Genomic DNA, 24517 nt, shown 5'->3' with positions numbered 1-24517 from the left:
CGACCGGTCGGAGCTCAGCTACCGATGGCTTTGGCATAGTCGGCGTATGCGTCCTTGATCTGTTCGGTGCTCAGTTCGAGGTGCTCGAGGATGGTGTACCGGCCCGGCCGGGTCTGCGGCGCGAACTCCACGACCTTGACGAACTCGTCGATGGTGAAGCCGATCTCCTCCGGGAGGACGGGCAGTCCGTGGTGCCTGAGGACCTCGGTCATCTGCCCGGCGATCTCCTTGTCGCCCCGCAGGAACGTGGCGAAGGCGCCGCCCAGTCCGCACTGCTCGCCGTGGAGGGCGTTGCGCTTGGGGAAGCTGAGGTCGAAGGCGTGGCTGATCTCGTGGCAGGCGCCCGAGGCGGGACGGCTGTCGCCGGCCACGGACATGGAGATCCCGCACAGCACGAGGGACTCGGAGAGGGTCGTCAGGAAGTCGTCGTCGCCGATGCCGCCGGGGTGGCGGAGCACGGCCTCGGCGGCCTGGCGGGCCATCGCGGCGGCCAGTCCGTCGACCTTCTCGCCGGTCTCGCGGCTGGACAGCTCCCAGTCGGCCACGGCGGAGATCTTGCAGATCACATCGCCGATGCCGGCCCGCACGAAGCGCACCGGGGCCTCACGGATGACATCGAGGTCGATGACGATCCCGATGGGGTTCGGCACACCGTAGGAGCCGCGGCCCGCGTCGTTGTCGAGCGTGGCGACCGGGGAGCACAGACCGTCGTTGGCGAGGTTGGTGGCGACGGCGACCAGCGGCAGGCCCACCCGGGCCGCGGCGTACTTGGCGCAGTCGATGACCTTGCCGCCGCCGAGACCGATCACGGCGTCGTAGTGACCGCCCTTCTTGATCGAGTCGGCGAGCCGTACGGCGCCGTCGATGGTGCCGTCGGCGTCGCAGAACCAGTCCGCCTCCGGCAGCGCGGGCGCGAACCGCTCGCGCAGCGCCTGACCGGAGCCGCCGCTGATGGCGAAGGCCATCCGGCCCGACGGCGCGATGCGCTGGTCCGACAGGATCGTCGCCAGGTCATCGAGCGCGCCGGGACGGATGTCCACGACGACCGGCGAGGGGATGAGCCTCGTCAGTACTGGCACGCGATCTCACGTCCCTTGGCGAGGTCGTCGTGGTTGTCGATCTCGACCCACTTGACGTCACCGATCGGCGCCACGTCGATCTTGAAGCCGCGGTTGACGAGCTCCTGGTAGCCGTGCTCGTAGAACTGCTGCGGGTCCGTCTCGAAGACGGTCTTCAGCGCGTCGGCCAGCTCGTCGGCGGCCTCGCCCTCGATGAGGGTGACGCCGATGTACTCGCCGGACGCCTCCGCCGGGTCCATCAGCTTGGTGATCTTCGTCATGCCCTTCTCGGCGTCGACGACGACCTTCATCTCCTCGTCGGCCAGCGACTTCACGGTGTCGATGGCGAGGATGATCTTCTTGCCGTCGCCGCGGGCGGCGAGCAGGGTCTTCTCGACGGAGACCGGGTGGACGGTGTCGCCGTTGGCGAGGATCACCGAGTGCTTGATGGCGTCACGGCCGCACCACAGGGAGTAGGCGTTGTTCCACTCCTCGGCCTTGTCGTTGTCGATCAGGGTGATCTTCAGGCCGTACTTCTGCTCCAGCGCCTCGCGGCGCTCGTAGACGGCCTCCTTGCGGTACCCGACGATGATCGCGACCTCGGTCAGGCCGATCTCGGCGAAGTTGCCGAGCGTGAGGTCGAGAACGGTGAGGCTCTCCTCGTTGCCCTCGGGGCCGACCGGCACCAGAGCCTTGGGCAGGGTGTCGGTGTAGGGGCGAAGACGCCGTCCGGCGCCGGCCGCCAGCACGAGGCCGATCATGCGGGTTCTCCTTCATCGTGTACGGCGGGTGCGCCGGTTGTGTGGGCGATCACCCAGAAGCGGATGCTCTCGAGGAGCACCACGAGCGCCACGGCCACGGCGAGAACCGTGAGCGCGACCTTGAAATCTGTGGGCGCGAGCAGCGCGGCCAGGACGGTGACCAGCAGCGTCCTGCCTTCATGACCGCCGATCACCCGTACCAGCCACCGCGGTGGCGCGCCGGCGTCACCGCGGATGCGGTACACCGTGTCGTAGTGATGGTAGGCGACGGCCGCCACCAGCCCGAAAGCCGCGGGAAGGGCTCCGTTCACGTCGGCTTCGGCCGCCAGTACCAGTACGGTGCCGTATTCGGCGGCGCGGAACAGCGGGGGAACCAGCCAGTCCAGGGCGCCCTTGAGGGGGCGTGCGACTGCACCGCCCGCGAAGATCACGTAGAGGACGGCGGCCACGATCGTGAGCGGGCTGCCGAAGGGCTCCAGCGCCGCGCAGACCAGCATGAGCGTCACCCCGACTGCCGCGATCACCACCGGCGAACGGGAGAACGGACGGACCCGCGGTCGCCGTCCGGCCCGGGCCACCAGTTCGGCCAGCCCACCGGAGTCCGCGAGGTCCGCCAGCGCCTGCGCCGCCCGGTCCGTGCGCTGCGCCTTGCGGGTCAGCGAGCGCAGCACCCGGCCCGCCGTGGTGTAGGTCGCGGCGAACGCGCAGCCGATGAGCAGCGCGTAGAAGGTGATCCGGGGGGTGGTGACCGCCGTGAGGACGGCGATCATCGCCCAGCGCTCACCGATGGGCAGCACGATCATCCGGCGCACCCACACCGTCCAGCCGACGCTGTCGAGCTTGTCGGAGAGGGCGGCGGTGGGGCTGGTGTTGGCGGTGGCGTCGTGGTTCGCCTCGTTGAAGGAGAAGTCGACGACGTGGCGGCAGGTCTGGAGGACCATCGCGCCGAGCGCGAGCGTCCATACGTCGTCGCCGCCGCGGGCGGCACCGAGCGCGAGGCCCGCGTAGTAGGCGTACTCCTTGGCGCGGTCGAAGGTGGCGTCGAGCCAGGCGCCGAGGGTCGAGTACTGCAGCGAGTAGCGGGCCAGCTGGCCGTCCGTGCAGTCCAGGACGAAGGAGAGGATCAGGAGCAGGCCGGCGGCGACGAACCCGCCGCGGGTGCCGGTGGCCGCGCAGCCCGCCGCGATCAGGGCGGTGATCAGCGAGGCAGTGGTGACCTGGTTCGGGGTGAGACCGCGGCGGGCGCACCAGCGGGCGATGTAGCGGGAGTAGGGGCTGATGAAGTGCGTGGTGAAGAAGCCGTCGCGGGACTTCACGGCCGTCCGCAGCCGTATGGCCTCGTCGTCGACGGCGGCGACCGCCTGGCGGGCCTCGTTGCGGGTCTGCGGGTCGGCGGGGACCACGGCGACCAGGGTGCCGAGGTCGGGCCGGTGCAGGGGGACGCCGTCGGCCTCGAGCGCGGCGACGATCCGGTCGGCGACGCTGTCGACGGTGACGGCGGTGCTGCCGCTCGCGGCGGAGTTCTCGCGGGCCAGGGCGCGGGTGAGGGCCTGGCGGGCGGCGGGCCTGACGGTCACGGCGCCGGGCAGGGCGGCGGCGTCGAAGCGGGGGTCGGTGAGGCCGAGGCGCAGCGCGTGCACATGGCCCACGAACCGGGCGTCGACGATCGCGACCCGCTGACCGGCGGGAACGGTGGCCAGGAGCGTCTCGGCGTCACCGGCGTCGGAGGCGACCCGCACGTCGAAGCCGAGCGACCGCAGATCGCCCTCCAGCGACGATCCGGGGACCGGCTGACCGGTGAGGATGGCGGTCGACAGACGAACTCACTCCCTGGGTGCCGACGCGACCGCGCCGGGCATGTGCGTGGTGGGGACGCCCCGGCCCGCTACGGTCCGGCGGCGTGTCGGCAGAGGTTATCGGATGAAGGGAAACGAGGATTCACCGCCCGTTCACGGCCCGATCAAGTGGGGCTGCTGGGGCTCCGCCGCGATCATCATCGGGGATCCGGGGGCCGGGCCACAAACTCCGGTTCGCATATCGGCTCATAGGCGATATGCGGCGAAGTCGGCGCCCCCACCTCGCTGGATCCAACAGTTATCAACATTACTCAACAGAAACAATCAGCACACCTCGGGGAACCCGGTTAAGGTAGGTGCCCATGACTTGGCTGATCACAGGCGGAGCCGGATACATCGGCGCACACGTGGCGAGGGCCCTGGCCGACGCCGGAGAACGGGTGGTCGCGCTGGACGACCTCTCGGCCGGCGTTCCCGCCCGCCTCCCCGACCGCATCCCGCTCGTCCACGGCTCGGCCCTGGACGGCGACCTCCTCAAGCGGACCTTCGCCGAGCACGCCGTGACCGGTGTGGTGCACCTGGCGGCCCGCAAGCAGGTCGGCGAGTCCGTGGCCCAGCCGACGCGCTACTACCAGGAGAACGTCGGCGGACTGGCCACGCTCCTGGACGCGGCGGCGGGCGCGGGGGTCAAGCGGTTCCTGTTCTCCTCCTCCGCGGCCGTGTACGGCAACCCGGATGCGGACCTCATCACCGAGGACACCCCATGCGCCCCGATGAGCCCGTACGGCGAGACCAAGCTCGCCGGGGAGTGGCTCGTCCGCGCCGCGGGCCGGGCGCACGGGATCGCCACCGTGTGCCTGCGGTACTTCAACGTGGCCGGCGCGGCCGAGCCCGCGCTCGCCGACACCGGCGTCTTCAATGTGATCCCGATGGTCTTCGACCGTCTCACCCGTGGCGAGGCGCCCCGTGTCTTCGGTGACGACTACCCCACCCCGGACGGCACCTGTGTCCGCGACTACATCCATGTCGCCGATCTCGCCGAGGCGCACCTCGCCGCGGTCCGGCGGCTCGGTGCGGCGGACGCGTCCGGCGACCTGACCGTGAACATCGGCCGGGGCGAGGGCGTCTCGGTGCGCGAACTGGTCACGCTCATCGGCGAGGTGACCGGTGACCACCGGCCCGCGCTCGTCGAACCGCGCCGCCCCGGTGACGCGCCGCGGGCCGTCGCCTCGGCGGCGCTGGCCGAGCGGGAGCTGGGCTGGACGGCCCGGCGCGGGGTGCGCGAGATGGTCGAGTCGGCCTGGGCGGGCTGGTGCCTGCACCACGGCCTCCGACCCGGTTCCCGATCATGACACCGCCCTGACCTGCGGATCGTTTCCGCAGGTCAGGGCATATGACAACGGTGTTCAATGCCGCGTTGCCGTATACCCCCCACCCGTAGTTGACTGTGATCCCGGAGCCGGAGACACCACGAGACACGGACGCGGAAGGGCGGATTCCATGGGGGCTGGGCACGATCACGGGCACGCGCATCACGCGCCGACCAGTGGTACGGCGGCAGCGGCGTACCGCGGCAGGCTGCGGATCGCGCTGTCGATCACGCTCACCGTCATGGTGGTCGAGATCGTCGGCGGTGTCCTCGCCGACTCCCTCGCGCTGGTCGCGGACGCGGCGCACATGGCGACGGACGCGGTGGGCCTCGGTATGGCGCTCCTCGCGATCCACTTCGCCAACCGCCCGCCGAGCGGCAACCGCACCTTCGGTTACGCCCGCGCCGAGATACTCGCGGCGCTCGCCAACTGCCTGCTGCTGCTCGGCGTCGGCGGCTATGTGCTCTTCGAGGCGATCCAGCGTTTCCTCACCCCGGTCGGCACCGAGGGCGGTCTGACCGCCGTGTTCGGCGCGATCGGCCTGGTCGCCAACATGATCTCGCTGACGCTGCTGATGCGGGGCCAGAAGGAGAGCCTGAACGTACGGGGCGCCTTCCTGGAGGTGGCCGCCGACGCGCTCGGCTCGCTGGCGGTGATCGTCTCCGCCCTGATCATCCTGCTCACTGGCTGGCAGGCCGCCGATCCGATCGCCTCGCTGATCATCGGTGTGATGATCGTGCCGCGCACGGTGAAGCTGCTGCGCGAGACCCTGGACGTCCTGCTGGAGGCGGCGCCGAAGAACGTCGACATGGCGGAGGTCCGGGCCCACATCCTGGCCCTGCCGGGCGTCGAGGACGTCCACGACCTGCATGCCTGGACCATCACCTCCGGGATGCCCGTCCTCTCCGCCCATGTCGTGGTCAGCTCCGAGACGCTCGACGCCATCGGCAACGAGAAGATGCTCCACGAGCTCCAGGGCTGCATCGGCGACCACTTCGACGTCGAGCACTGCACGTTCCAGCTGGAGCCCGGCGGACACGCGGAGCACGAGGCCAAGCTCTGCCATTGATCCCCGCCGCTGATCCCGCCACCGGTCCCCGCGCGGGTGCGGCGCGGGCACGCCTCGTGCGTGCATCCGGGTACCCCGTCCGGGCGGCGCGCGATCCATGGGTGTCCCCGTGGGGGGTGCGGGGGTAGGACATGCGGGTTGGCGTGAAGTGCCAGGAGTGCCGGTTCCCTACGGCAGACTTGGGGCTCGAGGAACGAAGCGAAGGATGGGCATGCCGATCACACCTGCCACCGCGGTGCACGATTCACCGGACAGCACCACGGAAGCGATCCTGCTGGAGCTGGTCGACGAGGAGGGCACGACGATCGGCACGGCGGAGAAGCTCTCCGCGCACCAGCCGCCCGGGCGGCTGCACCGGGCGTTCTCCGTGTTCCTCTTCGACGAGCGGGGCCGCCTGCTGCTCCAGCAGCGTGCGCTCGGCAAGTACCACTCCCCCGGGGTCTGGTCGAACACCTGCTGCGGCCACCCCTACCCCGGCGAGTCCCCGTTCGCGGCGGCCGCGCGGCGGACGTACGAGGAGCTCGGCGTGTCCCCGGTGCTGCTCGGTGAGGCGGGCACGGTCCGCTACAACCACCCCGACCCGGACTCGGGCCTGGTGGAGCAGGAGTTCAACCATCTCTTCGTCGGGCTGGTGCGCTCCCCGCTGCGGCCGGACCCGGAGGAGGTCGGGGCCACGGCCTTCGTGACCCCCCAGGAGCTGGCCGAGCGGCACGCGAAGGACACCTTCTCGGCCTGGTTCATGACGGTGCTGGACGCGGCCCGTCCCGCGGTCAGGGAGCTGACGGGCCCGTCCGCGGGCTGGTGAGGCGCGCCCGTCAGAGGAGCTGCGAGGGTTTGAGCGGCAGGGCGGCCCAGATCACCTTGCCGCCGCTCGCGGTGTGCTCGACGTCGCACACCCCGCCGGCCTCCCTGGTGATCTCACGCACCAGCAGCAGCCCGCGGCCGCCCAGCCGACCGTGGTCGGTCTCCAGGGCGGTCGGGCGGTAGGGGTGGTTGTCCTCCACCGCGACCCGCACCCACTCCGCTCCGACCCCGACCTCCACGGCGAGGGTCGGCGAGAGCACCGCCGCGTGTTTGACGGCGTTGGTCACCAGCTCGGAGACGATCACCAGTAAACCCTGGACGAGGTCGTCCGAGATCGGCACGCCCTGTCGGGCGAGCAGGTCCCGGACGGCGCGCCGCGCTTGCGGCACCGAGGCGTCGACGGCGGCCGCGGTGAACCGCCAGACCCCTTCGTACGGCAGCGGTCCCGGCGGCCTCCGGTCGTCGGGAGCGTGCCCGCCGCCTCCAGGGCGTGGGTCGCCCCCGCGCCCTCGGTCGTCCATGGTCCGGTCGCCGCCCTTGCGCTCGATTGTCACCACGGGTTAAGTGTTGGCGACTCGACGCCATCCACAAATGACTGAACACAAGTCAGCGCGTATCGACGCTTTCCCGACCGATCGCGTTCGAAGTGACCAGCGGAATGACCGATCCTGTCGGCCGCATGCCGCTTTTGGAACTATTCGGGTTGTACGGGTTCGGTGCCGTGCCCGCGCGTCCCGTCGGTCACATGGTGACTCTCCGTGAGTTTCTCGGAGACCATGCCCACGATGCGCCGCCCGCCGAACCCGGTGGCGATCAGCCCGAGACCGTCGAACAGCAGGGCGAGCGAGAAGAAGGTGCCGATGACGTACTTGCTGCTGCTCGGCCAGGTGGCGAGCACCAGGATGCCGAGGAGCAGGTCGAAGGCTCCCTGGAGCAGCGTCCAGCCGAACTGGGGGCCGCGCACCACGAGGCTGCCGACCAGCCGGAACAGCCCGCCGGTGAGGAACAGCAGCGCGGCGAACATGGTGAGCGCCTCGGCCGCCGCCTCCGGGGTCTTGAGGACGACCACGCCGGCCGCGATGTTCAGCGCGGCGACCACCACACCGAGCCAGAAGAAATGGGTGCCGCGGGCCTGCACCGCGTGCAGGAGGCCGACCACACCGCCGATCAGCAGCAGCCAGCCGAAGAGGATCATCGAGGTCAGGGTGGCGAACCCCACGTAGAACAGGCCGACGAGCCCCGCGATCACCAGGATCACGCCGAGCGCGGCGATCCAGCCGAAGTCCCGGCCGAGTCGGGCGGTGTCCGCCTCGGCTTCCCTGGTGATCCTCCGGCCCGTGGCCGGGTTCGTGCCGCGCGGCGTGTGGGTGTGCCGGGTGTGTGTGTCCTTGGTGTGCCGGGATCCGTGCATGCGGGGCCTCCCTCGCGTTCGGGCCCCTTCTTGATCGTAGGGACGCGGGGGGTGGCTAGCATCCCGTGCATGGACCCTCAGCTGCTGCATTCCACCGCCGACGGGGTCGCGACGGTCGTGATCCACCACCCGGCCAAGCGCAACGCCATGACGGCCGGGATGTGGCGGTCGCTGCCGCCGCTGCTCGACCGGCTGGCCACCGACCCCTCCGTGCGGGCACTGGTGCTGACCGGGGAGGGCGGGACGTTCTGTGCGGGGGCCGACATCTCCACGCTACGGCAGTCCCCGGGCGAGGCCCAAGGGCTGGCGGTGCGCGCGGAGGAGGCCCTCGCGGCCTTTCCCAAGCCGACGCTCGCGGCGATCCGGGGGCACTGCGTGGGCGGGGGTTCGCAGCTCGCGGCGGCCTGTGATCTGCGGTTCGCGGAGGAGGGAGCGCTGTTCGGGATCACCCCGGCGAAGCTGGGGCTCGTCTATCCGTCCTCCTCCACCCGGCGGCTGGTGTCGCTGGTCGGACCCGGTACCGCCAAGTACCTGCTGTTCTCCGGTGAGTTGATCGACAGCGAGCGGGCGCTGCGTACGGGACTGGTGGACGAGGTGCTGCCCGGGGGAGGGCTCGCCGAGCGGGTCGCGCAGTTCACCCGGGTGCTGGTCTCGCGCTCCCGGCTGACCCAGGCGGCGGCCAAGGAGTTCGCCGACGGCCGGACGGACCGGGACGCCCACTGGGCCGAGCAGGCGCGCGGCAGCGGCGACGCCGCGGAGGGTGTCGCCGCGTTCCTGGAGCGCAGGGCGCCCCGGTTCACCTGGACGGTGTGAGAAGCCGGGGCGACCCGGGGGGTCACATCAGGGCGAAGCGGCTGTTGGTGCGGAACTCCTCCACGAGGTGGGCGGGCGCCTTGTGCGGGGCGCCCGCGTCGTACGGCGGCCGCGGGTCGTACTCGGTCATCAGCTGGACGGCCTGGGCGTGCTCGTCGCCCGCGATCCGGCCGATCAGGGCGAGGCCCATGTCGATGCCGGAGGAGACGCCGGCCGCGGTGACGTACTTGCCGTCGAACACGACCCGTTCCCCCGTCGGTTCGGCGCCGTACTGCTTGAGGAAGTCCAGCGCCAGCCAGTGCGAGGTGGCCCGGCGGCCTTCGAGGAGGCCGGCGCCCGCCAGGATCAGGGAGCCGGTGCACACGGAGGTGGTCCAGGCGCTCGTGCGGTCGGCCGCGCGCAGCCAGGCGAACAGGGTCTCGTTCTCCATCTGCGCGAACTGGCCGGGGCCGCCCGGCACCACGACGACGTCCGGGGCCGGGACCTCGGCGAGCGTCCGGTCCGCCGTGAGGGCGAGGGCGCCGGTGTCGCTGCGGACGGGACCGGTCTCCTCGGCGACGAAGACGAGTTCGGCGTCCGGGAGACGGCCGAGGGTCTCGTAGGGGCCGACGGCGTCGAGGGCGGTGAAGCGGTCGAAGAGGACGATGGCGATCTGCATGGGGTTCCCTTCAGGGGGTGGGGGCGGATGCCGGCCGGAAGCGGCGGCGGTACTCCGCCGGGGCCGTGCCGAGGGCCTTGACGAAGGCCCGGCGCATGGCCTCGGAGGTGCCGTAGCCGCAGGCGCGCGAGATCTCCTCGACGCCGTCGGAGGTGTCCTCCAGAAGCCGGCGGGCGTGTTCGAGGCGGACCCGGTCGACGTAGCGGCCCGGGGTGGTGCCGGTCTCGGCCTGGAAGGCGCGGGCGAAGTGGCGGGGCGAGAGCCGGGCCCGGGCGGCCAGGGTCTCGACGCTGAGATCGCCGCCGGGGTGCTCGGTGATCCACTGCTGGACCTCGCGCAGCGGCTCGCGGCGTGCGGTCTGCGCGGCGAGCTGGGCGCTGAACTGGGCCTGGTTACCGGGGCGGCGCAGAAAGACGACCAGGTGGCGGGCTATGCCGAGGGCGACCTCGCGGCCGAGGTCCTCCTCGACGAGGGCCAGGGCCAGGTCGATGCCGGCGGTGACCCCGGCGGAGGTGGCGACATGGCCGTCGCGGACGTAGATGGGGTCCGGGTCGACCTCCACCGAGGGGTGGTCGCGGGCCAGCTTGTCGCAGTACGCCCAGTGGGTCGTCACCCGGCGGCCGTCCAGGAGGCCCGCTTCGGCGAGCAGGATCGCGCCGGTGCACACCGACACCAGGCGCGCCGCGCGCGGGGCGTGCTCGCGCAGCCAGGCGACGACGTCCGCGGCCGGGTGCCGGGTGCCCTGGCCGCCGGGGACGAGCAGGGTGTGCGGGGCGGCCGAGGCGGTCAGCGCCTGGTCGGGGACGAGGGTGAGGCCGCTGGAAGTGCGCACCGGGGCGCCGTCCAGGGAGGCCGTGCGGATGCGGTACGAGCCCGGGGCGTGCTGCTCGCCGCCCTGGAAGACCTCCAGGGGGCCCGTGACGTCGAGGCTCTGCACGCCGTCGAAGAGGACGACCAGGACTGTGCGCATGTCTCGATTCTTGGCAGCGCGGGCGATGGCCGCAATGACGAGCACCCCACCTTTCCTGCCATCCGGCCCCGCCCGGCCCGGCCGCTGTGAGCAGGGGCACGCGGGGCCGCCCTCACCACGAACCGACCAGTCGGTAACCTGCCGGGCATGACGACTTCCTCCCTGCCGGAGCGCGCCGAGCGGCGCTGCCACCACCTGCTCAATCCGTTCCACTCCGCGCACTACTTCTCCCCGGAACTCGGGCGGGAGCTCGGGGTCGTGGGGATCGAGCATCCGAGCGCGGCCTACTTCGCGGTGCGGGCCGCCGCCATGGGTCCGGTCGGAGCGGGCGTGGTGACGGCGACGTTCTTCAACTTCCGGCACGAGCTGGTGGCGAAGCACGTGCCCGCCGTCTGGGAGACCGCCTCGCCCTCGGTGGTGCTGGCGGCCCGTGAGCGGGTCGCCGACGCGACGCTGCGGCGGCTGCTCGGCGAGGAGCTGATCGGCTCCGAGCAGGTCGCGGAGGCGGCCGAGCTGGCCCTGCGCGCCACCGAGGCGTGCGAGCGGACCGCCCGCCCCCTCTACGCCGCGCACGCCGACCTCGCGGTGCCCGAGCGCCCCCACCTCGCCCTGTGGCACGCGGCCACGCTGCTGCGCGAGCACCGCGGGGACGGGCATCTCACGGTCCTCCTCGGCGCCGGCCTCGACCCGGTCGAGGCCCTGGTCAGCCACACCGCGACCGGCAAGGGCATGTCCCCGAAGTGGTTGCTCCGCACCCGCGGCTGGACGCAGGACGACTGGGAGGCGGCGCGCGGGCGGCTCCGGGAGCGCGGGCTGGTCGACGCGGAGGGCGAGTTGACGCAGGCGGGCCTCGCGCTGCGCGGGGAGATCGAGACCGCGACGGACCGCCTCGACCGGGCCCCGTACGAGCACCTGGGCGCGGCCGGCGTGGAACGACTCACCGAACTGATGAGCGGCATCGTGACGACCATGCTCGACGCGGGAGCCTTCCCGGCGGGGTTGATCGGCAAGGAGTGACCGGCACGCCGGCCGGGACCTGCCCAGGCCGACCCGCGCCGTTCACGCATGAAGGACGCCCGACGCGGTACCCGTGCTCTCCCGGCCCGGTCGGCCGGGAGAGGAAAGGGGAAGTACGTGTTCCGTGCGATCGCAGATGTGTTGCGGCAGATCGGAGGGGCCGTCGCCACGGTGGTGACCCTGCCGTTCCGGGCTGTGGCCCGACTGTTCGGCGGCGCCTCCAGCTCCACGCGCCGCACCGGACGCGCCCGCCGGGCCTGATCCCGGCCGAGCCGCTGACCGAGGGAGCCGGACGCGCGTACGCGTCCGGCTCCCGGCGTGTCCGGGACCCGCTCCCCGGTCCCTCCGGGCCGGGTGACCGGCACGCGCCGCCCTGATCCCCCGTTGTCGGCGTCACCTGCCACAATTGCCGCGCAACCTCAGTGGAGAAGGCGGTACGGGATCGTGACGACACCCGGATCCATCGAAGTAGGGTCCATCGAAGGCAGGATCGCCGAGGAACTCGGCGTACGGGAGCGGCAGGTGAAGGCCGCGGTGGAACTGCTCGACGGCGGTTCGACCGTTCCCTTCATCGCCCGCTACCGCAAGGAAGCGACCGAGATGCTCGACGACGCGCAGCTGCGCACGATCGAGGAGCGGCTGCGGTATCTGCGCGAGCTGGAGGATCGCCGCGCGGCGATCCTCGACTCGGTGCGCGAACAGGGCAAGCTCACGCCGGAGGTGGAGGCGCAGATCCGCGGCGCCGAGACCAAGGCGCGGCTGGAGGACATCTACCTGCCGTTCAAGCCGAAGCGGCGCACCAAGGCGCAGATCGCGCGCGAGGCGGGCCTCGAACCCCTCGCCGAGGGCCTGCTGGGCGACCCCACCGTGGAGCCGCTGGCCGCCGCCGCGGCCTTCGTCGACGCCGGCAAGGGCGTCGCCGACGCGCAGGCCGCGCTGGACGGGGCGCGGGCGATCCTCACCGAGCGGTTCTCCGAGGACGCCGACCTGATCGGCGAGCTGCGCGAGCGCATGTGGGTGCGGGGCCGGCTGGCGGCCAAGGTGAAGGAGGGCAAGGAGGAGGCGGGCGCCAAGTTCGCCGACTACTTCGACTTCTCCGAGCCGTTCACCGAGCTGCCCTCCCACCGCGTCCTCGCGATGCTCCGGGGCGAGAAGGAGGACGTCCTCGACCTCGTCCTGGAACCGGAGGAGCCCACGGACGGCCCGTCGTCGTACGAGGGGATCGTCGCCCACAAGTTCGGCATCGCCGATCGTGGGCGGCCGGCCGACAAGTGGCTCACGGACACCGTCCGCTGGGCCTGGCGGACCCGCATCCTGGTGCACCTCGGCATCGACCTGCGGCTGCGGCTGCGCACGGCCGCCGAGGACGAGGCGGTGAACGTGTTCGCGGCGAACCTGCGCGACCTGCTGCTCGCCGCCCCCGCCGGGACGCGCGCGACGCTGGGCCTCGACCCCGGTTTCCGTACGGGCGTGAAGGTCGCCGTGGTCGACGCGACGGGCAAGGTGGTCGCGACCGACGTCGTCTACCCGCACGTTCCGGCCAACAAGTGGGACGAGGCCATCGCCAAGCTGGCCCGGCTCGCCAAGGAGCACGCGGTCGAGCTGATCGCCATCGGCAACGGCACGGCGTCCCGCGAGACCGACAAGCTCGCCGGTGAACTGATCACCAGGCACCCGGAGCTGAAGCTCACCAAGGTGATGGTGTCCGAGGCGGGCGCGTCGGTGTACTCGGCGTCGGCGTTCGCCTCGCAGGAGCTGCCCGGGATGGACGTCTCGCTGCGCGGCGCCGTCTCGATCGCGCGGCGGCTGCAGGACCCGCTCGCCGAGCTGGTGAAGATCGACCCGAAGTCGATCGGCGTCGGCCAGTACCAGCACGACCTGTCCGAGGTGAAGCTGTCGCGCTCGCTGGACGCGGTCGTCGAGGACTGTGTGAACGGCGTCGGCGTCGACGTGAACACGGCCTCCGCGCCGCTGCTCGCGCGGGTGTCGGGCATCTCCTCCGGCCTCGCCGAGAACATCGTGGCCCACCGGGACGCCAACGGTCCGTTCACCTCCCGCTCCCAGCTGAAGGGCGTGGCGCGGCTCGGCCCGAAGGCGTACGAGCAGTGCGCGGGCTTCCTGCGCATCCGGGGCGGCGACGACCCGCTGGACGCCTCCAGCGTGCACCCGGAGGCGTACCCCGTGGTACGGCGGATGGTGAAGGCGGCGGGCAGCGAGGTCGCGGCGCTGATCGGCAACACGGGCGTGCTGCGGTCGCTGAGGCCGGGTGACTTCGTGGACGAGACGTTCGGTCTGCCGACGGTGACGGACATCCTGAGGGAGCTGGAGAAGCCGGGGCGCGACCCGCGGCCCGCCTTCAAGACGGCCACGTTCAAGGAGGGCGTGGAGAAGATCTCCGACCTGGCCTCCGGGATGGTGCTGGAGGGGGTCGTGACGAACGTGGCGGCCTTCGGTGCCTTCGTGGACGTCGGGGTGCACCAGGACGGGCTCGTGCATGTGTCCGCGATGTCCAAGACGTTCGTGAAGGACCCGCGCGATGTGGTCAAGCCCGGCGACATCGTCAAGGTGAAGGTGCTCGACGTCGACATCCCGCGCAAGCGGATCTCGCTGACCCTGCGGTTGGACGACGAGGCCGCGCCGCAGGGGCAGTCCGGCGGGGGCGCCCGGCCGCAGCGGGGGGCACGGGCTCCTCAGCAGCGGCAGGGCCGTGGTGGTGGCGGCGGGGGCGGTTCCCGGCAGGGGGGCTCCGCGCCGGCTCCGGCGAACAGCGCGATGGCCGACGCGCTGCGCAAGGCCGGGCTGGTGGACCCGAAGCGGCGCTGAGCCGGCGCGTCGGTGCCGTGCGCCCCGTCGCTCAGCTCTCCGTGACCTTGCCCGAGGTCACCTCGAAGCGCCTGGTCACCCGCACCGCGTCCAGCATGCGGCGGTCGTGGGTGACCAGGAGCAGGGTGCCCTCGTAGGCGTCGAGGGCGGACTCCAGCTGCTCGATGGCGGGCAGGTCGAGGTGGTTGGTGGGCTCGTCCAGGACCAGGAGGTTCACGCCCCGGCCCTGGAGGAGGGCGAGGGCGGCGCGGGTGCGTTCTCCGGGTGAGAGGGTCACGGCCGGGCGCAGGACGTGGTGGGACTTCAGGCCGAACTTGGCCAGGAGGGTGCGGACCTCGACCGGCTCGGTGTCGGGCACGGCCGCGCAGAAGGCGTCGAGGAGGGACTCGGGGCCGTGGAAGAGCGCGCGGGCCTGGTCGACCTCGCCGACGAGGACACCGGAGCCGAGGGAGGCGTCGCCCGAGTCCAGCGGGATCCGGCCCAGCAGGGCGCCGAGGAGCGTGGACTTGCCCGCGCCGTTCGCGCCGGTGATGGCGACGCGGTCGGCCCAGTCGATCTGCAGGGACACCGGGCCGAAGGCGAAGTCGCCCCGCTGGACCTGCGCGTCGCGCAGGGTCGCGACGACGGCGCCGGAGCGGGGGGCCGCCGCGATCTCCATGCGCAGCTCCCACTCCTTGCGCGGCTCCTCAACGACGTCGAGCCGCTCGATCATGCGCTGCGTCTGCCGGGCCTTGGCGGCCTGCTTCTCGCTCGCCTCACTGCGGAACTTGCGGCCGATCTTGTCGTTGTCGTTGCCCGCCTTGCGCCGGGCGTTCTTGACGCCCTTGTCCATCCACGAGCGCTGCATCTGGGCCCGGTCCTGGAGCGCGGCCCGCTTGTCGGCGTACTCCTCGTAGTCCTCGCGTGCGTGCCGCCGGGCCGTGTCGCGCTCCTCCAGGTACGCCTCGTAGCCGCCGCCGTAGAGGTTGATCTGCTGCTGCGCCAGGTCGAGTTCGAGGACCTTGGTGACGGTGCGGGTGAGAAATTCGCGGTCGTGGCTGACGACGACCGTGCCGGCGCGCAGGCCGCCCACGAAGCGTTCGAGGCGTTCCAGGCCGTCGAGGTCGAGGTCGTTGGTGGGTTCGTCGAGGAGGAAGACGTCGTAGCGGGAGAGGAGGAGGGAGGCGAGGCCGGCGCGGGCGGCCTGGCCGCCGGAGAGGCCGGTCATCGGCTGGTCCAGGTCGACGGCCAGGCCGAGGGAGTCGACGACCTCCGCCGCCCGCTCGTCGAGGTCGGCGCCGCCGAGGTCGAGCCAGCGCTCCAGGGCGGCCGAGTACGCGTCGTCCGCGCCCGGCGCCCCGTCCACGAGCGCCTGGGTGGCGTCGTCCATCACGCGCTGGGCCTCCGCGACGCCGGTGCGCCGGGCGAGGAACTCCCGGACCGTCTCGCCCTCGCGGCGCTCCGGCTCCTGCGGGAGGTGCCCGACGGTGGCCGTGGGCGGGGACAGCCGCAGCTCGCCCTGTTCCGGTGGGAGCAGGCCCGCGAGCAGTCGCAGCAGGGTGGACTTGCCCGCGCCGTTGGCGCCGACCAGCCCGATCACGTCTCCGGGCGCGACGACGAGGTCGAGTCCGGAGAAGAGCGCGCGGTCGCCGTGGCCGGCGGCGAGGTTCTTGACGACGAGGGTGGCGGTCACAGGGTGCGATCCTAACGACCCCCGGCCGGCCGTCGACCGCGGCCCGTCACCGCCCCGCGGGCCCCCTCACCTCCGGCCAGCACCCCACGTGCCCCCTCACCTCCGGTCACCGTCGCCTCCGGTCACCGCCCCATCGGCTCGACCAGCACCGTCCCCGCGGTCCGGGCCACGATGAACGACTCGCCCTTCACGGACTTCGCGTCCAGCCCGATCCGGTGCCGGCCCGCCGGGAGGATCCCGTCGAAGAACTTGAAGGTGTGCGTCCGGTACAGCCGGTCGAGGCGGTACGCGGTCAGCTCCACCCGGCAGGTGGAGGTGATCTCGACACCGGCCTGCCCGTCCGCCGCGATCAGCCGCGTGAGCCGGCGCTGTTCGGCCGGGCTGCGGTCGAGCGCGTTCTCGATCTGCGCGACGAGGAGCGGAATGATCGGGGCGAAGCCGTCGACGTACGCGACCGTCACCCCCGCCCGGTCGAAGGCCCGCCGTACCGCGGCCCGGTCCGCCTCGCCGACGGCCCGGCCGAAGGCGACCGCGCCGTAGCCGCGCAGTTCCTCCTCGGGCACACCTGCGGCGTCGTGCGCTATGTCGGCGCCGATCCCGATGGCCCGCAGGGCGGCGGCGAGTTTGGCGAGGACGGCGACCCGGGCACCGATGAGGAGGACCCGTCGGCGGGGCGGCGCCTCGTCGCCGGACTCGCGCAGCAGCGACTGCAGGGCGCTCCGGTACTCGGAGCCGTGGAACCGGAAGGGGCCGATGCCGGTGTAGCCGTTCAGCTTGAGGTCGGCCTCCTCCCCCGTCTGCCAGGCGAAGTCGCGCCACACGTAGTCGTCGCCGTCCCGCTCTATCACCGCGGTCACGGCTCCGCAGGCGAGGTCGGCGCACTCGGGGCAGCCGTAGATGACGTACCGGCCGCCGGTCAGGGGCGCGTCGGCCTCCAGGAGCAGACTGCGCACCTGGGCGGTGAAGATCGAGGGCGGGACGTCGGAGGCGAGCGGGGAGACGGCGTCGAGGTCGGAGAGCTGGAAGAGCAGCGGGCGTCCGTCGACGATGAAGTCCACGAAGTCCCGGTGGGCTTGGTAGGCACCGTCGGCGAGGACGCCACCGGCTCGGATCGCCGGTGCCAGGCCGAAGGTCGCGTACTCGGCAGACATGGTGTGAGTATCCCCACAAAGGCAGACTTGTGAGCACGGCATGACATATTCCGTTAACGTCCCCTCGTGACCAAGGAATCGAACAGCGATGTGATCGTGGTCGGTGGGGGCGTCATCGGTCTGACGACCGCAGTCGTGCTGGCGGAGAGCGGCAGACGGGTCGAGGTCTGGGCACGGGAGCCCGTGGAGCGGACCACGTCCGCCGTCGCGGGCGGGCTGTGGTGGCCGTATCGCATCGAGCCGGAGGCGCTCGTCGGCGAGTGGGCGCTCGTCACGCTCGCGGTGTACGAGGAGTTGGCGGCGCGGCCGGACGAGACGGGCGTACGCATGGTCGAGGGCGTACATCGCGAGACCGCGCTGGACGGACTCGGTGCGTGGGCCTCGCGGGTGGCGGGTCTGCGGGCGGCCACGGCGGAGGAGTACGCGGGGACCGGGTTGTGGGCGCGGCTGCCGGTGATCGACATGCCGGTCCATCTGCGGTGGCTGCGCGAGCGGTTCCTCGCGGCGGGCGGGACGGTCGAGGAACGCGCGGTCACGGACCTCGCGGCGGTCGACGCCCGTGTGGTCGTCAACTGCACCGGGCTCGACGCCCGCGATCTGGTGCCGGACCCGTCGGTGCGGCCGGTACGGGGGCAGTTGGTCGTGGTGGAGAACCCGGGTGTCACCACGTGGATGACGTCGGTGGATCACGGGGACGCCACGAGCACGTACTTCATTCCGCAGCCGGGCGGACTGATCCTCGGGGGGACGGCGGAGGAGGACGCGTGGTCCTTGACGCCCGATCCCCTGATCGCCGAGCAGATCGTGCGGCGGTGCGCGGCCGTACGGCCGGAGATCGCCGGCGCGCGGGTGCTCGAACACCGGGTGGGACTGCGGCCGACCCGGCCCGCCGTACGGCTGGGGCGTGAACGGCGAGCGGGCGGGCGGCTGTTGGTGCACAACTACGGGCACGGCGGAGCGGGGGTGACGGTCGCCTGGGGCTGCGCCCGAGAGGCGGCGCGACTCGCGGGCGGGTAAGTGCGAGGGCGCGGCGTCGGAGCGGGGGTCCGGGCGGACGTTCGCGGCTCCCCCGCGCACGTCCGGGCGGACGTTCGCGGCTCCCCCGCGCAGGTCATTCCTTGCGGTGGCCGATGGGGTCGCCCTCGACCCCCGTTCCCTCTCCGGGGCCGACCCTGATCTCGAACTCGCCGTCGTAGCGCTTGTGGCCCTCGATGACGGCGAGTTCGACGGCCTCGGAGGCCATCTCCTCCCGCACGATCACCGAGTCACGGCGCAGATCGCGCATCAGCGCCACGCACATGCCGATCATGACCAGGACGAACGGGGCGGCCGCCAGGATCGTGAGGTTCTGCAGGCCGGTGAGGGCGTCGCCCTGGCCGCTGCCGACGAGGAGCATGATCGCGGCCACGGCTCCGGTGAGGACGCCCCAGAAGACGACGACGAAGCGCCCCGGTTCGAGGGCGCCGCGCTGGGAGAGCGTGCCCATGACGATGGAGGCGGCGTCGGCGCCGGAGACGAAGAAGATGCCGACCAGGACCATCACCAGCAGACAGGTGACGGTGGCCGCCGGGAACTGGTTGAGGACCGCGAACAGCTGGCCCTCGGGCGTGGACTCCTCGCCGAGCCGCCCCTGGTCCTGGAGCTTCATGGCCGTGCCGCCGAACACCGCGAACCAGACGAGGCTGACCGAGCTAGGCACGAGGATGACGCCGCCGATGAACTGGCGGATGGTGCGGCCCCGGCTGATGCGCGCGATGAACATGCCGACGAAGGGTGTCCAGGACATCCACCACGCCCAGTAGAAGACCGTCCAGCTGCTGAGCCAGTCGGCCACGCCCTTGCCGCCGGACGCCTCGGTGCGGCCGCCGAGCTGCGGCAGGTCGCCGAGGTAGGAGAAGACCGAGGTGGGCAGGAGGTCGAGGGCGAGGATCGTCGGGCCGGCCACGAAGACGAAGACGAGCAGGACCAGGGCCAGCACCATGTTGGTGTTGGACAGCCACTGGATGCCCTTCTCCACGCCGGACACCGCGGAGGCGACGAAGGCCAGGGTCAGTACGGCGATGATGCCGACGAGCAGCCCGGTGCTCACCTTGTCCATCCAGTCCAGCTCCTGCGCGCCGGAGGCGATCTGAAGCGCTCCCAGGCCGAGGGAGGCCGCCGAGCCGAAGATGGTGGCGACGATGGCGAGGATGTCGATGACCCGGCCGCCGGCGCCGTTGGCGTGCTTCTCGCCGATCAGCGGGGTGAAGACGGCGCTGATCGTCTGGCGGCGGCGCTTGCGGAACGTGCTGTAGGCGATGGCGAGGCCGACCACCCCGTAGATCGCCCAGGGGTGGAGCGTCCAGTGGAACAGCGTGGTCGCCATCGCCGTCTCCATGCGCTCACCGGCCCCCTGCGGGTCGGTGCCCGGCGGAGGCGTGGTGAAGTGCGCGAGGGGCTCGCTGACGCCGTAGAACATCAGACCGATGCCCATGCCGGCGCTGAACATCATGGCGACCCACGACACCGTGCGGAACTCGGGCTTCTCCCCCTCCACGCCGAGGTGGATACGGCCGTAGCGGCTGGCGGCGAGCCACAGGGCGAAGACCACGAAGCAGGAGGCGGCCAGCATGAAAGCCCAACCGCCGTTGTGGATGAGGCCGCTCAGCATCGCGCCGGAGACGCTCTCCAGCGAGTCGGTGGCGAGGGCGCCCCAGAGCACGAAGGCCAAGGTGAGTGCTGCCGTCACGCCGAACACGACGCGATCGGTTCTGGGCCGCCCGCCGCCGGGGAGACCCGCCTCCGAGCCGGGAAGCACGCCTCCCCCGTGGTGGGTGGTGGTGTGATCGTGCGTCACAGGTGGAACCTTTCCGCGAGTGGCTGGAACTGAGCTACTCCTGCCCAGCGAGCCCTACCACATGTGACCCCGGTCCTTTCTTCTTCAACAGGTGGTGTCGGGTCCCGCCGCCGTCCAGCGGTACTGCGCCCGCTCGTCCAGGAGCAAGGGGACGAGCGGGCGCAGTTGCTGGCGCAACGGAACGAGGACACCGTCACCGCTGGATGGGGGACAATGTCGGATTTGCGATCGCAGACGACTGCGGCGAGCGCTCTGGCCTCGGCGGTGCGCAGGCCCAGATGGTCGCCGTCGCTGTCCACGCCGTCGCTGCCGCCCCGGGTGCCGGCGGCCCTGCCGTCGGGACGGGCGGTGGGTACGACGAGCACGGTGGTGGTTTTCGGCAATGCTCGTCCGCGGGCGGTGGCGGTCAGCGCCGCGATCCGGGACCCCGTACGCCGTCGCCGGGGACGCGGGCGGCCTCGCGCGGGTCGCCGACGCCGTCGAGGACGGAGCCCGTCGGTGCGACGGTGGCGCCCGAGGTCGCCCTGGCGAAGGCGGCGGGTCCGCCGACCAGCGGCACCGTGGCGGAGGTGCGCTTGAGGTCGAGGGTCAGGGTGGGGGTGGTCGACGGCGGGTCGATGAGGCCCTGGTCGGTGCCCGCGACGATGAGGGCGAGCCGGTGACCGGCCGGAACGACGTGGTCGCTCGCGTGCAGGTCGAGGGTGAGGGTGTACGGGGTGCCGGGGGTGAGCGGGGCGCCGGTGTCAGCGGAGTGGTTGCCGAGGTCGGCCCAGCCGCGGCTGAAGATGGTGTAGTCGACGGCGGCGGTCTTCGCCCGGGTCTTCAGGTAGCAGGAGCTGTCACCGGGGGTGCTCGCGCCCCAGCAGGTGCGGTCGGTGAGGGTGGTGATGCCCTCGCCCTCGGCGGAGTAGTCGCGGATCGTGTCCGGGCCGAGGTCCACCAGGATCGCCGAGAGGTGGGCGGTGGAGGTGGTGGGCGTGGCGGTGACGGTCACCCGGGCCGAGCCGGACAGCCGCAGGTTCTTGGTGAGCGGCGCGGTGACGAAGCCCGCCTTGTCGGGGGTGGACCGGTCGATGTGCGCGGCCCAGTCGGTCTCGTTCAGGGCGGGGTTGTCGGTGAAGGTCTCGGTGCCGGACCGCTTGCGCAGGCCGAGGGTGCCGACGCCGGGCCGGGAGCCCTTGCCGGGGCGCAGGGTGGTGGGCTTCGTCGTGCGCGGCGGCCAGACCTTCGTCCTCACCCACTGGCCGGGGTGGCGTTCGATGTCGGCCATGGGCTCGTCGTCGATGCCGTTGTCGTAGCCGAGGAGTTCGTGGTCGAACCAGCGGTGCAGGGTGTCGACCCAGGCGGCGCGGCGGAAGTCGAAGGGGTCGACGTGGCCGGTCTGGGAGAGCCAGATCTTGCGCTCCACACCGTGCTTCGCGAGGGCGTCCCACCACTGGCCGAAGTGCTTGGGGCGGACGTTGAGGTCCTGCTGCCCGTGGATGACGAAGACACTGGCGCGGATCTTGCGGACGTCCTTGACGTAGTCGCGCTCGGTCCACAGCCGCGTCCAGTCGCCGGTGCGCGGGGCGCCGTCCACGAGGGCCTGCTGCACATGGGCGCACTTGGCGCGGGCCTCGGGACTCTCGACGGCGTCGGACAGCCAGTCGGGGCCCGAGTCGTAGAGGGGGGCGCCCTTGGCGAAGTAGTAGTCGTACCAGGAGGAGATGGCACCGATCGGGACGATGGTCTTCAGACCCTTCACCCCGGTGGCGGCGACGCCGTTGGCGATGGTGCCGTCGTAGCTCTTGCCGATCATGCCGGTTCTGCCGTTGGTCCAGTCGGCCTTGGCCCGCGTGGAGCCCGTGCGGGTGGTGTACGCCTTGGCGCGGCCGCCCAGCCAGTCGACGACCGCCTTGGCGGACTGGATGTCGGAGCGGCCGCCGACGTCCACACAGCCGTCGGAGCGGTTGGTTCCGGCCAGGTCGACGGCGACGAAGGCGTAGCCGCGGGGCACGAAGTAGTTGTCGTAGAACAGCGGCATCTGGACGACGTCGCCGTTCGCGTCGTACGTCTTGCGCTGGCTCTCGTTGCCGCGTCCACAACAGGAGTAGTACGGGCTGGCGTCCATGATCACGGGGATCTTGCGGCCCCGCTGGGCCGGTTCGCTCGGGCGGACGATGTCCACGGCGACGCGGTCGTTCCTCCCGTCGCGGTCGCCGTCGAGCCCGGTGTCCACCCAGACGGCCTCGCGGATGGCCTTGTCGTAGGCGTAGACGGGCCGGCTCTCGCGGGGTGTCGCGCTGTCGGCGAGCGCCGGGGTGACGAAGGTGGCCAGCAGGGCGGCGGACGTGGCGACCGTCGCGAGCGATCTCCAGGTCGAAAGGCGTGTACGGCACACAGGTATCGGCATGCGCCGGACGGTACTGCTGTCAACTCCCGTTCAAAAGAGGGCCCATTGGGGCGGGCGGGAGTTCGGCCACGGGGTTGGCTCGAAAGGAGCGTCGAGAGGGTGACTCATGTCGGCCGAATGGCGATCGCGTGACAGCGGTGGTCATGGACACGGCTGGGCGCCCAGGGACTCAATAGGCTCCGCGCAGACAAGCGGCACCTTCACCGACGACTTGGAGTGATTCGTGCACCGCAGACTCATCGCCCCGGGCGCGTTCGCGGCCTCCCTCCTGCTGGCGATCCCGGCATCGGCGGCCTCCTACGAGCCCGGTGCGCCGGGGATCGGCGACCCCTACTACCCGGCCTACGGCAACGGCGGATACGACGTCTCCCACTACGACCTCCGGCTCAAGTACCAGCCGGGCACGGACCGGTTGGAGGGCACGGCGACCCTGCTGGCCCGCACCACCGAGAACCTCTCCCGCCTCAACCTGGACTTCCTCCTCGACGTGAGCGAGGTACGGGTCAACGGCACCAAGGCGGCCTTCACCACTTCCGGCGAGCACGAGCTGGAGATCACGCCGAGGAACCCGCTGCCGAAGGGCACGGAGGCCACCGTCGTCGTGCGCTACGCCGGGGTGCCGTCCACCGAGGAGGCGTACGGCTTCACCGGCTGGCTCCGCACCCCCGACGGCGGTGTCGCGGCGGGCGAGCCCGAGGCGGCCTGGTGGTGGTTCCCCAGCAACGACCACCCGCTCGACAAGGCCACGTACGACGTGTCGGTCCTCGTCCCGGACGGCACGCAGGCCCTCTCCAACGGCACGCTCCAGTCGACCTCGTCCCGCGCGGGCTGGACCCGCTACAACTGGCGCTCCAACAAGCCCCAGGCCACGTATCTCGCCACGCTCGCCGTCGGGAGGTTCGACATCACGACCGGGCGGACCGAGAACGGCATCCCGATCGTCAACGCCTACAGCAAGGACCTCGGCGACGACGCCGGCGCGGCCCGCGCGAGTGTGGAGCGCACCGGCGAGGTCGCGGCCTGGCTGACCGAGTACTTCGGGCCGTATCCGTACAACGCGCTCGGCGGGTACGTGCCCGCCACCCCGCAGGTGGGGTACGCCCTGGAGACACAGACCCGGCCGTTCTACAGTCCCCGCCAGTTCGCGAGCGGGTCGAACGTGTCGGTGGTCGTGCACGAGCTGGCCCACCAGTGGTACGGCGACCTCGTCTCCGTCGCCGGGTGGAAGGACATCTGGATCAACGAGGGCTTCGCCCGGTACGCGCAGTGGCTGTGGTCCGAGCACGAGAACGAGGGCACGGCGCAGGAGATCGCCGACCATGTGTACGCCTCCCGCGCGGCCGGCGACCCCTTCTGGACGGTCAGGCCCGGCGACCCGGGGCCGGAGAACCAGTTCCACATCGCCGTCTACGACCGGGGCGCCCTGGCGTTGCAGGCCCTGCGCAACGAGATCGGGGACGCGGCCTTCTTCGAGATCCTGAAGGGGTGGCCGGCGAGGTACGCGTACGGCAACGCGACGGTGGGCGACTTCGTCGCGTACGCGGAGGAGGTGTCGGGTCGGCGCCTGGACGCGCTGTTCGACACGTGGCTGTACCAGCCGGTGAAGCCGAGTGCCGCGGCGGCCGAGCGGACGGGGGTCACCGTGCGGGGGGCCGGGGTCGTGAAGGCACCGAAGTCCTGGAAGAAGATCGCGGCGACGAACTCCGTGCACGAGCACGACGAGGGCGGGCACGAGGGCGGGCACGGGTCTGGGGGCGGCCACGGGCGCGGAGCCGGTCGCTAGGCCCTGTCGTCAAAATCCCGCCGTCGCCCGAAGGGCGGCCCGCGGCGTCAGGTGCGTGCTCTCGGCGTGCCGGGCCCTGACCCGAGTACTGGACGTACTCGGGTCGGGGCCCGGTGCGTCGAGAGCGCGTGCA

The 24517-nt window shown here is 71.7% G+C and carries 20 protein-coding genes and 1 pseudogene; 9 read left to right on the top strand and 12 right to left on the bottom strand.

Going from position 1 to position 24517, the window contains the following annotated elements:
* Nucleotides 1-14: 14 nt before the first annotated feature.
* Genes ACZ4Z2_RS07600 through ACZ4Z2_RS07590 form a run of 3 tightly spaced genes read right to left on the bottom strand, consistent with a single transcriptional unit; the run spans nucleotide 15 to nucleotide 3636 of the window.
* Nucleotides 15-1079: an iron-containing alcohol dehydrogenase family protein gene (locus tag ACZ4Z2_RS07600; RefSeq protein ID WP_107461799.1), complete on the bottom strand. Its 1065-nt coding sequence runs from the start codon at nucleotides 1077-1079 to the stop codon at nucleotides 15-17.
* Nucleotides 1067-1819: a phosphocholine cytidylyltransferase family protein gene (locus ACZ4Z2_RS07595; RefSeq protein ID WP_468073401.1), complete on the bottom strand. Its 753-nt coding sequence runs from the start codon at nucleotides 1817-1819 to the stop codon at nucleotides 1067-1069. Before ACZ4Z2_RS07595 ends, ACZ4Z2_RS07600 begins: the two co-directional genes overlap by 13 nt.
* Nucleotides 1816-3636, bottom strand: coding sequence for a DUF5941 domain-containing protein (locus ACZ4Z2_RS07590; RefSeq protein WP_468073741.1), 1821 nt, complete (start codon nucleotides 3634-3636; stop codon nucleotides 1816-1818). Before ACZ4Z2_RS07590 ends, ACZ4Z2_RS07595 begins: the two co-directional genes overlap by 4 nt.
* A 341-nt stretch (nucleotides 3637-3977) precedes the next feature.
* Between ACZ4Z2_RS07590 and galE the strand changes: the two genes are divergently transcribed.
* From galE to idi, 3 genes are all read left to right on the top strand, one after another.
* Complete coding sequence (gene galE / locus ACZ4Z2_RS07585) at nucleotides 3978-4967, top strand: UDP-glucose 4-epimerase GalE (protein WP_468073399.1); 990 nt, start codon at nucleotides 3978-3980, stop codon at nucleotides 4965-4967.
* A gap of 148 nt (nucleotides 4968-5115) precedes the next feature.
* Nucleotides 5116-6054, top strand: a complete 939-nt coding sequence (locus ACZ4Z2_RS07580; protein ID WP_468073397.1) for a cation diffusion facilitator family transporter — start codon at nucleotides 5116-5118, stop codon at nucleotides 6052-6054.
* A gap of 211 nt (nucleotides 6055-6265) precedes the next feature.
* On the top strand, nucleotides 6266-6859 hold the full coding sequence (gene idi, locus ACZ4Z2_RS07575; RefSeq protein WP_468073395.1) for an isopentenyl-diphosphate Delta-isomerase: 594 nt from the start codon (nucleotides 6266-6268) through the stop codon (nucleotides 6857-6859).
* Nucleotides 6860-6869: 10 nt separating this feature from the next.
* Here the strand turns inward: idi and ACZ4Z2_RS07570 are convergent, their stop codons facing one another.
* Both ACZ4Z2_RS07570 and ACZ4Z2_RS07565 read right to left on the bottom strand, forming a co-directional pair.
* On the bottom strand, nucleotides 6870-7379 hold the full coding sequence (locus ACZ4Z2_RS07570; protein WP_468073739.1) for an ATP-binding protein: 510 nt from the start codon (nucleotides 7377-7379) through the stop codon (nucleotides 6870-6872).
* A 173-nt stretch (nucleotides 7380-7552) separates the two neighbouring features.
* Nucleotides 7553-8269 (bottom strand): HdeD family acid-resistance protein, encoded by a 717-nt coding sequence (locus ACZ4Z2_RS07565; RefSeq protein WP_468073393.1) that lies wholly within the window; start codon nucleotides 8267-8269, stop codon nucleotides 7553-7555.
* A 69-nt stretch (nucleotides 8270-8338) separates the two neighbouring features.
* Here ACZ4Z2_RS07565 and ACZ4Z2_RS07560 point away from each other — a divergent pair, with 69 nt between their 5' ends.
* Nucleotides 8339-9082, top strand: a complete 744-nt coding sequence (locus ACZ4Z2_RS07560; RefSeq protein ID WP_468073391.1) for an enoyl-CoA hydratase/isomerase family protein — start codon at nucleotides 8339-8341, stop codon at nucleotides 9080-9082.
* Between the two features lie 22 nt (nucleotides 9083-9104).
* Here the strand turns inward: ACZ4Z2_RS07560 and ACZ4Z2_RS07555 are convergent, their stop codons facing one another.
* Together ACZ4Z2_RS07555 and ACZ4Z2_RS07550 are read right to left on the bottom strand one after the other, a co-directional pair.
* Nucleotides 9105-9740: a DJ-1/PfpI family protein gene (locus ACZ4Z2_RS07555; protein WP_468073390.1), complete on the bottom strand. Its 636-nt coding sequence runs from the start codon at nucleotides 9738-9740 to the stop codon at nucleotides 9105-9107.
* 10 nt (nucleotides 9741-9750) lie between these two features.
* The gene (locus ACZ4Z2_RS07550) at nucleotides 9751-10710 is read right to left on the bottom strand and encodes a GlxA family transcriptional regulator (protein ID WP_468073388.1); all 960 of its coding nucleotides are present in this window, start codon (nucleotides 10708-10710) and stop codon (nucleotides 9751-9753) included.
* Between the two features lie 147 nt (nucleotides 10711-10857).
* On the opposite strand from ACZ4Z2_RS07550, the gene ACZ4Z2_RS07545 reads away from it, so the two are divergent.
* The 3 genes from ACZ4Z2_RS07545 to ACZ4Z2_RS07535 all read left to right on the top strand — a co-directional run bounded on the left by ACZ4Z2_RS07545 (nucleotide 10858) and on the right by ACZ4Z2_RS07535 (nucleotide 14550).
* A complete protein-coding gene (locus ACZ4Z2_RS07545; protein ID WP_468073386.1) occupies nucleotides 10858-11727 on the top strand; it encodes an SCO6745 family protein in 870 nt (289 codons plus the stop codon).
* 117 nt (nucleotides 11728-11844) lie between these two features.
* Nucleotides 11845-11988 carry an LPFR motif small protein gene (locus tag ACZ4Z2_RS07540; RefSeq protein WP_169800313.1) on the top strand — a complete coding sequence of 48 codons (144 nt, stop codon included), beginning with the start codon at nucleotides 11845-11847 and terminating at the stop codon, nucleotides 11986-11988.
* 183 nt (nucleotides 11989-12171) lie between these two features.
* Nucleotides 12172-14550, top strand: coding sequence for a Tex family protein (locus ACZ4Z2_RS07535; protein WP_468073384.1), 2379 nt, complete (start codon nucleotides 12172-12174; stop codon nucleotides 14548-14550).
* Nucleotides 14551-14581: 31 nt separating this feature from the next.
* On the opposite strand, the gene ACZ4Z2_RS07530 is transcribed toward ACZ4Z2_RS07535, so the two are convergent.
* Together ACZ4Z2_RS07530 and ACZ4Z2_RS07525 are read right to left on the bottom strand one after the other, a co-directional pair.
* On the bottom strand, nucleotides 14582-16222 hold the full coding sequence (locus ACZ4Z2_RS07530; protein ID WP_468073382.1) for an ABC-F family ATP-binding cassette domain-containing protein: 1641 nt from the start codon (nucleotides 16220-16222) through the stop codon (nucleotides 14582-14584).
* 122 nt (nucleotides 16223-16344) lie between these two features.
* Nucleotides 16345-17373 (bottom strand): oxidoreductase, encoded by a 1029-nt coding sequence (locus ACZ4Z2_RS07525; RefSeq protein ID WP_468073380.1) that lies wholly within the window; start codon nucleotides 17371-17373, stop codon nucleotides 16345-16347.
* A gap of 66 nt (nucleotides 17374-17439) precedes the next feature.
* Between ACZ4Z2_RS07525 and ACZ4Z2_RS07520 the strand changes: the two genes are divergently transcribed.
* Nucleotides 17440-18390 carry an FAD-dependent oxidoreductase gene (locus ACZ4Z2_RS07520; protein ID WP_468073378.1) on the top strand — a complete coding sequence of 317 codons (951 nt, stop codon included), beginning with the start codon at nucleotides 17440-17442 and terminating at the stop codon, nucleotides 18388-18390.
* Between the two features lie 94 nt (nucleotides 18391-18484).
* Here the strand turns inward: ACZ4Z2_RS07520 and ACZ4Z2_RS07515 are convergent, their stop codons facing one another.
* The 3 genes and pseudogenes from ACZ4Z2_RS07515 to ACZ4Z2_RS07505 form a co-directional block, all read right to left on the bottom strand.
* On the bottom strand, nucleotides 18485-20209 hold the full coding sequence (locus ACZ4Z2_RS07515; protein ID WP_468073377.1) for a BCCT family transporter: 1725 nt from the start codon (nucleotides 20207-20209) through the stop codon (nucleotides 18485-18487).
* Nucleotides 20210-20418: 209 nt separating this feature from the next.
* Nucleotides 20419-20607, bottom strand: a pseudogene (locus ACZ4Z2_RS07510) (carboxypeptidase); the annotation flags it as partial.
* Between the two features lie 8 nt (nucleotides 20608-20615).
* On the bottom strand, nucleotides 20616-22601 hold the full coding sequence (locus ACZ4Z2_RS07505; RefSeq protein ID WP_468073376.1) for a Xaa-Pro dipeptidyl-peptidase: 1986 nt from the start codon (nucleotides 22599-22601) through the stop codon (nucleotides 20616-20618).
* Nucleotides 22602-22824: 223 nt separating this feature from the next.
* Here ACZ4Z2_RS07505 and ACZ4Z2_RS07500 point away from each other — a divergent pair, with 223 nt between their 5' ends.
* A complete protein-coding gene (locus ACZ4Z2_RS07500; protein ID WP_468073374.1) occupies nucleotides 22825-24384 on the top strand; it encodes a M1 family metallopeptidase in 1560 nt (519 codons plus the stop codon).
* Nucleotides 24385-24517 lie beyond the last annotated feature (133 nt).

The organism is Streptomyces sp. NPDC030183 (genome assembly GCF_055573455.1).
This window is presented reverse-complemented; position numbering and strand designations above follow the sequence as displayed.

Excerpts from the sequence above, each read along its gene's own strand:
- ACZ4Z2_RS07565 (WP_468073393.1), bottom strand. The coding sequence starts at position 8,269 with ATGCACGGATCCCGGCACACCAAGGACACACACACCCGGCACACCCAC.
- ACZ4Z2_RS07505 (WP_468073376.1), bottom strand. The coding sequence starts at position 22,601 with ATGCCGATACCTGTGTGCCGTACACGCCTTTCGACCTGGAGATCGCTC.
- ACZ4Z2_RS07550 (WP_468073388.1), bottom strand. The coding sequence starts at position 10,710 with ATGCGCACAGTCCTGGTCGTCCTCTTCGACGGCGTGCAGAGCCTCGAC.
- galE (WP_468073399.1), top strand. The coding sequence starts at position 3,978 with ATGACTTGGCTGATCACAGGCGGAGCCGGATACATCGGCGCACACGTG.
- ACZ4Z2_RS07580 (WP_468073397.1), top strand. The coding sequence starts at position 5,116 with ATGGGGGCTGGGCACGATCACGGGCACGCGCATCACGCGCCGACCAGT.
- ACZ4Z2_RS07560 (WP_468073391.1), top strand. The coding sequence starts at position 8,339 with ATGGACCCTCAGCTGCTGCATTCCACCGCCGACGGGGTCGCGACGGTC.
- idi (WP_468073395.1), top strand. The coding sequence starts at position 6,266 with ATGCCGATCACACCTGCCACCGCGGTGCACGATTCACCGGACAGCACC.
- ACZ4Z2_RS07595 (WP_468073401.1), bottom strand. The coding sequence starts at position 1,819 with ATGATCGGCCTCGTGCTGGCGGCCGGCGCCGGACGGCGTCTTCGCCCC.
- ACZ4Z2_RS07545 (WP_468073386.1), top strand. The coding sequence starts at position 10,858 with ATGACGACTTCCTCCCTGCCGGAGCGCGCCGAGCGGCGCTGCCACCAC.
- ACZ4Z2_RS07570 (WP_468073739.1), bottom strand. The coding sequence starts at position 7,379 with ATGGACGACCGAGGGCGCGGGGGCGACCCACGCCCTGGAGGCGGCGGG.
- ACZ4Z2_RS07555 (WP_468073390.1), bottom strand. The coding sequence starts at position 9,740 with ATGCAGATCGCCATCGTCCTCTTCGACCGCTTCACCGCCCTCGACGCC.
- ACZ4Z2_RS07525 (WP_468073380.1), bottom strand. The coding sequence starts at position 17,373 with ATGTCTGCCGAGTACGCGACCTTCGGCCTGGCACCGGCGATCCGAGCC.